This window comes from Treponema sp., assembly GCF_045641405.1.
Classification (GTDB): domain Bacteria; phylum Spirochaetota; class Spirochaetia; order Treponematales; family Treponemataceae; genus Treponema_D.
Genome location: NZ_JAZUGX010000004.1, coordinates 21,696 through 28,101, shown reverse-complemented (window position 1 = coordinate 28,101; position 6,406 = coordinate 21,696). Strand labels below are relative to the sequence as shown.

Sequence of the window (6,406 nt, the reverse complement as noted above, 5' to 3'; positions counted from 1 at the left end):
GTCCTGCATGCTCATTCCAGCCGTCTTCATTCGCTTTCGCCTGCATCCATGCAGGCTCATCCTCGCACTTGCTCGGCGCTCATTCCGCGGGGTTCAACAGTTTATTGCTGGTGTGTAAAAAAAAGACTGAATCCAATTTTAGCTTTGAATTCAGTCTTTTTGGAGGTGGGGGGAGTTGAACCCCCGTCCATGCTGGCAAACCAGGCATCTCTACAGGCTTATTGAAGCGAGGTATTTGTCGGGTAAAGGTAGCAGCTTCAAAAGCGTCTTTACCGTATTCTGGGAAAAGTCCCTGCGATTATCCAGACCTAATCACAAGCAAGTCCCTGTTGTCGACGGAAGGTTATGAGCCTAGGAACAGCGTCCCATAAGTTCCGGCACTGCTTAAGCAGCGAGTGCTAACTGTTCGTTTTCAGACTTTTCGTCTTCTCTACGTTTTGCAGTTATTTTTTTTGTCAGTTTGAGGCACCTTCACGCCTACCTGCAACACAAGATTTCTCCAACTTGTCGAAACCGGTGCATCCCCGATTGTAAAACAAGCCTTGTAAAAACAAGGCCTGCACTTTTACATTAACAATATAGTAATAAAACTATTCTCCGTCAACTGCAACACCATGGCGTTTCTGCTGGAATCTTTTGAGCATAGCTACGCCATTTTTCTTGTCGTTGTAAACGAAACCACCGTTCCAATATTCAAGGGCTGCAAAGAGGGCGTTACCACCGTCCTGTTCGTCAGATCTTTTTGTACGGAACGATACATAGTTGGAAAGCTCTTCAAAATTTGAATTGTGAAGACAGTCGATACGCTTTCTGTTGAATTCATTCCACTTTTCGAGATCCTTGAATCCTTCACCTTCATCTTCTACGATGATGTGTGCATGAGTAGCGCTGAATGAATACCAGACATGTACCTGCTTGTTGAGGTCACAGTTGTTTCCGTGCTTAACAGCGTTCTTGATAACTTCACTGATCTGCTGTTCAAGAAGGTTGATTTCCTTGATTTCAAGTGGAGCAGACTGTACGATCAAAAGTGTAAAGTAACGAATCTGTCTGAAATTAGATGGAAATGCCTTATAAAGCATATTTGTCTTGTCGAACAATGGGTCATTTCCGTCTGAACGAAGCTCTTTCAATTCTTCCATAGTGCAACTCCTGTAAAAAAATTATTCGTTGATCATGAGCAATGCTTCTTCTACGCTGTTGGCGATAGGGAAGTAGCCCATAAGTTTTGTAAGCTCAATAACTTTTTTTACTGAACCATGTACATTTGAAATATAAAGCTTCAAATTCATCTTCTTGATTGTAGAGCAGATATAAATAAGAGCACCAATTCCAGACGAGTCGATGTAGTCTACCTGTTCAAGATTGATTACAAATGACTTGACGTTTTTCTCAAGCATCTTCATAACAAGTTCCTTGAGCTTGTAGGAATTGTACAAGTCCATTTCACCATTTACATCAATGATGTAGACTTCTCCATTCTTCCTTATTTTAAGTTCCATAAGTTTACTCCTTAATGCCCAGTTTTACTCAAAATTTTATTACAAGCAACGATTGGTCATCATGCTGACTGCTGTTGCCAATATACTTCTTGATATCAGCCTTTACAAGGTTTGCGATATCCTTTCCCGACTTAGAAGCGTTGAGGGAAACTATCTTGAGCAGTGATTCCTTTGGATACTGCTGTCCCTGCTCGTTTAATGCTTCAACGAGACCGTCAGTATATGTTACAAGAATATCACCAGTTTTGACATCTTGCAATACATCCTGATAATGTGATTCCTTATCGACACCGATAGGTTCACTTGCATTTGAAAGTCTTTCGATTGTGTTTTTCTCTGCGCTGTAGTAATAGACAGGGGTAGTACCACCTGTAGCTATTTCTGCGACCTTCTTTGTTGGATCATAGTTTATGAGTGCACAAGATGCAAAGTGGTCGGTGCTGAAACTTTCTGCGGCGATTCCATGATTTACCCATTCCAGAATGGTGCCAGCTGTTTTCTTTGTGTTGACTACAAGGCGTATCATAGCGCGGAGCATAGACATGACTATTACGCTGTTGATTCCTTTGCCCGCAACATCGCTCATTACGAATGAAATTCTATCCTTTCTGGAAACGATTACATCGTAATAGTCTCCACAGACACCTTCTTCTGGATTCCAGATTGTTCCAAGCTGAATGCCAGGAAGAACTGGAAGCTTTGTAGGGTGGAGCATCTGTTGGATGTTTGTTGCGATCTGCGCTTCCTTGATGAGATTGTTGTGTTCCATGATTTCGGTTACCGACATGACCGTCTTGATGGATGTTGTAGCGAAATCGGAAAGCATTACTGCAGTCTTGAGATTGTCTTCTGTGAATACAGGTTTCTCATGTGTTCTTGCGAGGGCTATGACACCTATTACTGCGTCGTTTACCTTCATTGGAACCATGATATAGCTTCCACATTCAAGGAATTCCTCAGGTCCGTTCTGATAGATTCTTGCGTCGTTTTCTGGCTTTGTGATGAGCTCTGGTTTACCAGCGGTTGCTATTTCTCCAAAGATGTTCTCACGAAGAGGGAAAGAAGCAAACTTGAAATTGGTTGCGATACGGATAGGCTTATGAGGCATATCGCTTGGAAGCTTGTATGGTGGAGGGAAATCTCCATCAAAAGATTTTACTGTAATGACGTCTTCGAAATCATCGACGAGAAGGATTGCTCCACCGTCTGCCTGAATTTCGTCACGGATTGTCTTGTTTACATGGTCCAGGAGAAGGGACAGTCCATTCTTGTCTGAGAAGCTCTCTGTAGCCTTTGCGGAAAAATCATAGCTGAGCTGGAGGGCACGGGATTCTTCATCAGTTGCCTGGAGTGATTTTGATTCAACCACCTGTGCGTAAGCCTGTGCCGTAGTCATCTCCTCTACATTCTGAGAGTGTGGAACAAGCTTTCTGATTTCTTTTGGTTCAAATGTACAGAGAATGATGGCATAAGGAATGATTATGAAGGCTGCAATGGCTGCTGCGAATGCGAATATTCCGAAGGCCTGTGTAGGATTCTCTAGGAAATAAATCTGGATACCTGACAAAAGGCTGCCAAGACCAAGAATTATGGTTGAAAAATATGCTATGAAACTGATTCTTGCCGTATTCTTTTTCTTGATGTAAGAAAATAATATCAACATGACGATAGAAATAGCTGTTATTGCAAAAAGAGGAATGTAAGCCAATGCATTTTCTAAAAGAATCAAGATCAATACTCCTTGTCGATACCTTGGGTACAAAGATTACCAAAGATACTATGTTCTAGTTTAACATCGAAAAATCTCACCGTCAAGTTTTTAGTAAAATTTCCCGTTAAATCTCTAATTTCCCTAGTTCCTTGAGCTGCTGGATGTCTTTTTTCATTTTTCTTCTTTGGAAAAAATTCTTGATCCTTCTTCCTGGAGACAGCCTGCCGTGCTGCTTTCTGAAGTCTTTTGCTGCTACTTCAAGGGGGAATTCATTGCCGAACTTCTGCTTGAGTTCATCCCAGTACTTGATCAGGAAGACGTAGAGATCCCCGATGGTCCTGTTTTCAAATCTCTTGATGATTTTTGTCTTTAGGATGACGTTGACGACGGGTAGATACACATTCTGGAACCATGAAAGAACGGCTTCTTCCATAGGAATCTCATCTTCCCTGGTCGTATTTATGTAGTATTTATGGCCGAGTATATGGTTGTATATGACGTCGTATTGACCAGGAGTACTGAAGTTAAGGCACCAGTAGTCGGTTATGTCTCCAAAGTTTGTCTCCATATAGAAAACTCTTTTTTCGTATTCGATGACCTGCTTTATCATCTCCTGCTTTGTGCTGTCTGGATTGAGCTTGATTTCCGTCTGAAGGCTCACGACTTCTGCATCGATGTTTTCGATTCCCTTAGATTTGGCGACGGAAACACGGTGGTTTCCATCCCTGACGAAATACAGTCCTCCAAGCTCATAGACGCTGATGGCTGGCAGTAGGATGTCCTGATAGTGTGCCATGTCGACTCTTTCCCAGCGGTTCTTGAGGAAGTTGCTTTTAGGAAAGAAATGGTTGTCAAAGTCAGAATATCTTCCTTCGCTGCCTACTATGCGTTTTACAGGAATCACTTCCATTCCCTTGTATACCTCGTTTTTTGGCTTGAGAAGTGTCTTTATGTCTTGAAGGGATATGAGTTTTGCTTCCTCGGGATTCAGGAGATGCTGAATTTCGTTGAATAAGGCTTTGTTGTGGGCCTTGCTGAAATCATCATCTGTCTGAGAGGATAGATATGATCGGTTCAAAATTGTCTCCTTTTTCATTGAATTTTGGTTCAAATTCCACAACCAGATGGCTATAGGCGTTTACGACGGTGGTTTTTCCTGTTTCAGTTACTCTTTTTGCCTGAAGATCATACAGGTGTATATGTCCGTGAATGAACAGGCTTGGGTTGAATTTTTTTATGAACCAGTTGAAGCATTCAAATCCTTTGTGGCAAGGGTCTTCCTTGTCGTGGATATGTCTAGGTGATGCATGCGTAAGGAAAACATCGCAATATCTTCCGTATCTCAGCTTGTTCCAGAAAAGGGCTGGTATCATTGCAATGAGCTGTCGTTTCATCTGGGCTTCAGTGAATTGAGCTTGTCCGTTGTTGTATCTGAGTGTTCCTGTGATACCTGCTATTAGGAGTGGAGTTTTTTTTCCGCTTGGACTTTTGAAATTAAGAAATTTGTTCTTTATGGTCCTGTTGCTGGCGTAGTCCGCTCCATGGGAGTGCTTGGCGATGTCGTAGTTGTCCTCGGGAATGTCTCCGAAAGCCGTCTTCTTGTAGTACTTGTATTCACTGAGGTCGTGGTTCCCGAATACGAAGAATGTAGGTTTTGAGAGGGAATCGACGATGAAATCAACGTACTCCATGGAAAGGTCACCAGCGCAGAAGACGGCATCGACATCGCCATAGCGTTCCTTTACGGAGGTGGAGTAGATCAGTGGATCGATTTGGTCAGAGACGCAGAGGAATTTCATTTACACACCTGCTTTTCTGAACAGGGCTTCCAGGATATCCTTTGAAATGAGGACGATAGGGCGTCCTTCTGTAAACGAGTGTGCTGAAGGAGTGAAGTCAGAGCATGTGAAAATCATTCCCTTGACATAGTTTCTAGCCTTCAATGTATCTGCCATCTTGCGGACGATACTGTCCTCGATAGCCTCCGTTGTTCTGTAGAACTGGCACAGGAAGAACTGCTGCTTTGCATTCATCCAGCTTTCCTTCTTTTCTTCTGTAGCGATCATCTGGCAACCGTATCTTGTTGTCTCGATTTTCTGGCACTGGAGGTTGTAGCCTGCATAGGCGATTTTCTTGCACAGCTCATTGAACTGATTGTTATTTGCCGTAAGGTATTCCTTGATGCCATCGTTGGTCTCAAGTTCCTTGTATTGACTGAGTTTTGTGCTTACATCCTTGAATTTGCTGTTGATCTTGAAAACGATTTCCCATTGCTCGATTGCTTTTTCGATCTTACGGTTTTTTTCATAGCAGATCCCGAGAAAATAGCGGGCATAAAGGGTTTCCTGATTTTTAGGATCCTTTGAGTTGTTTATGGCTCTTTCGAAGGCATCTATTGCCTTGTCCTGCTGGTCTGCCATCATAAGGCAGATTCCTTTTTCCACAAGTGCTTTCTGCTTGAATTCTGGTGAGCGTTCTGCTTTTTCAAGGAGCTTTACGGCTGTAGGAAGATCCTTTGATTCCTTGCATACTTTTCCGAGGTAGTAATAGTTTTCGTAGTTCTCAGGGTTAAGCTTTATTGAAGATTCCAATGCCTGCTTTGCCTGTGAAAAATTTTTGTTTCTGAAAAGAAGGCGTCCAGCAGCTGTATATGCCTTTGCATTCTTCCTGTCGCTGAGGATTGTCTTCTGATAGAATCCCATGGCAAGCTTTGCGTTTCCTGTCTCTTCATATAGTTCCGCAGCCTTGAAGCTGTGGTCCGTGTTGTTTGGTTCAAGCTTTGTAAGGAGAAGGTATTCCTTGAGTGCTTCTGTGGGTTGGTTGAAACGGCGGTAAAGCTGTGCCATATCCTTTCTGAATTCTGCTTCTGGAATCTCTCCGTTGAAGAGTGCGTTCATGTTTACCGTCTTGAATTCCATGAAGGCAAGTTCATGCTTGTTGTCCATGATGTATGCCTTGCCTAGATAGTAGTGTGCTACATAGTTGCGTGGATTTTTAGAGATTATCGCCTTTGTGCATCTCTGTGCAGCCTGAAATTTGCCTTCCTTGAGCAGTCTTGGAACTCCATCAAGCTTTGAAGGAAAGAGAAAATTCTTGAAGATAACAATTGAGACTGCGCCGATAAGGGCAATTAAAAAAGCGCCTACAATTACAAAACCAAGAGAACCCATTGCGTCCCACCGAAAAATAGTAT

6 protein-coding genes and 1 other RNA gene are annotated in these 6,406 nt (G+C 42.7%); all 7 read right to left on the bottom strand.

Annotated elements, in window-relative coordinates; genetic code table 11:
- Positions 1-157 precede the first annotated feature (157 nt).
- Positions 158-526, bottom strand: a transfer-messenger RNA (tmRNA) gene (gene ssrA / locus ACKI39_RS00555).
- Positions 527-590: 64 nt separating this feature from the next.
- The gene (locus ACKI39_RS00550; protein ID WP_318717772.1) at positions 591-1,142 is read right to left on the bottom strand and encodes an ATP-binding protein; all 552 of its coding nucleotides are present in this window, start codon (positions 1,140-1,142) and stop codon (positions 591-593) included.
- 21 nt (positions 1,143-1,163) lie between these two features.
- On the bottom strand, positions 1,164-1,502 hold the full coding sequence (locus ACKI39_RS00545) for an anti-sigma factor antagonist (protein ID WP_013701365.1): 339 nt from the start codon (positions 1,500-1,502) through the stop codon (positions 1,164-1,166).
- Between the two features lie 28 nt (positions 1,503-1,530).
- Positions 1,531-3,231 carry a PP2C family protein-serine/threonine phosphatase gene (locus ACKI39_RS00540; RefSeq protein WP_407396591.1) on the bottom strand — a complete coding sequence of 567 codons (1,701 nt, stop codon included), beginning with the start codon at positions 3,229-3,231 and terminating at the stop codon, positions 1,531-1,533.
- Positions 3,232-3,337: 106 nt separating this feature from the next.
- Positions 3,338-4,291: a transcriptional regulator gene (locus ACKI39_RS00535; RefSeq protein WP_407396589.1), complete on the bottom strand. Its 954-nt coding sequence runs from the start codon at positions 4,289-4,291 to the stop codon at positions 3,338-3,340.
- Positions 4,257-5,012, bottom strand: a complete 756-nt coding sequence (locus tag ACKI39_RS00530; protein ID WP_407396587.1) for a metallophosphoesterase family protein — start codon at positions 5,010-5,012, stop codon at positions 4,257-4,259. The genes ACKI39_RS00535 and ACKI39_RS00530 overlap by 35 nt, the downstream gene beginning before the upstream one ends.
- Positions 5,013-6,383: a tetratricopeptide repeat protein gene (locus ACKI39_RS00525; protein ID WP_407396585.1), complete on the bottom strand. Its 1,371-nt coding sequence runs from the start codon at positions 6,381-6,383 to the stop codon at positions 5,013-5,015.
- Positions 6,384-6,406 lie beyond the last annotated feature (23 nt).

Excerpts from the sequence above, each read along its gene's own strand:
- ACKI39_RS00550 (WP_318717772.1), bottom strand. The coding sequence starts at position 1,142 with ATGGAAGAATTGAAAGAGCTTCGTTCAGACGGAAATGACCCATTGTTC.
- ACKI39_RS00545 (WP_013701365.1), bottom strand. The coding sequence starts at position 1,502 with ATGGAACTTAAAATAAGGAAGAATGGAGAAGTCTACATCATTGATGTA.
- ACKI39_RS00530 (WP_407396587.1), bottom strand. The coding sequence starts at position 5,012 with ATGAAATTCCTCTGCGTCTCTGACCAAATCGATCCACTGATCTACTCC.
- ACKI39_RS00525 (WP_407396585.1), bottom strand. The coding sequence starts at position 6,383 with ATGGGTTCTCTTGGTTTTGTAATTGTAGGCGCTTTTTTAATTGCCCTT.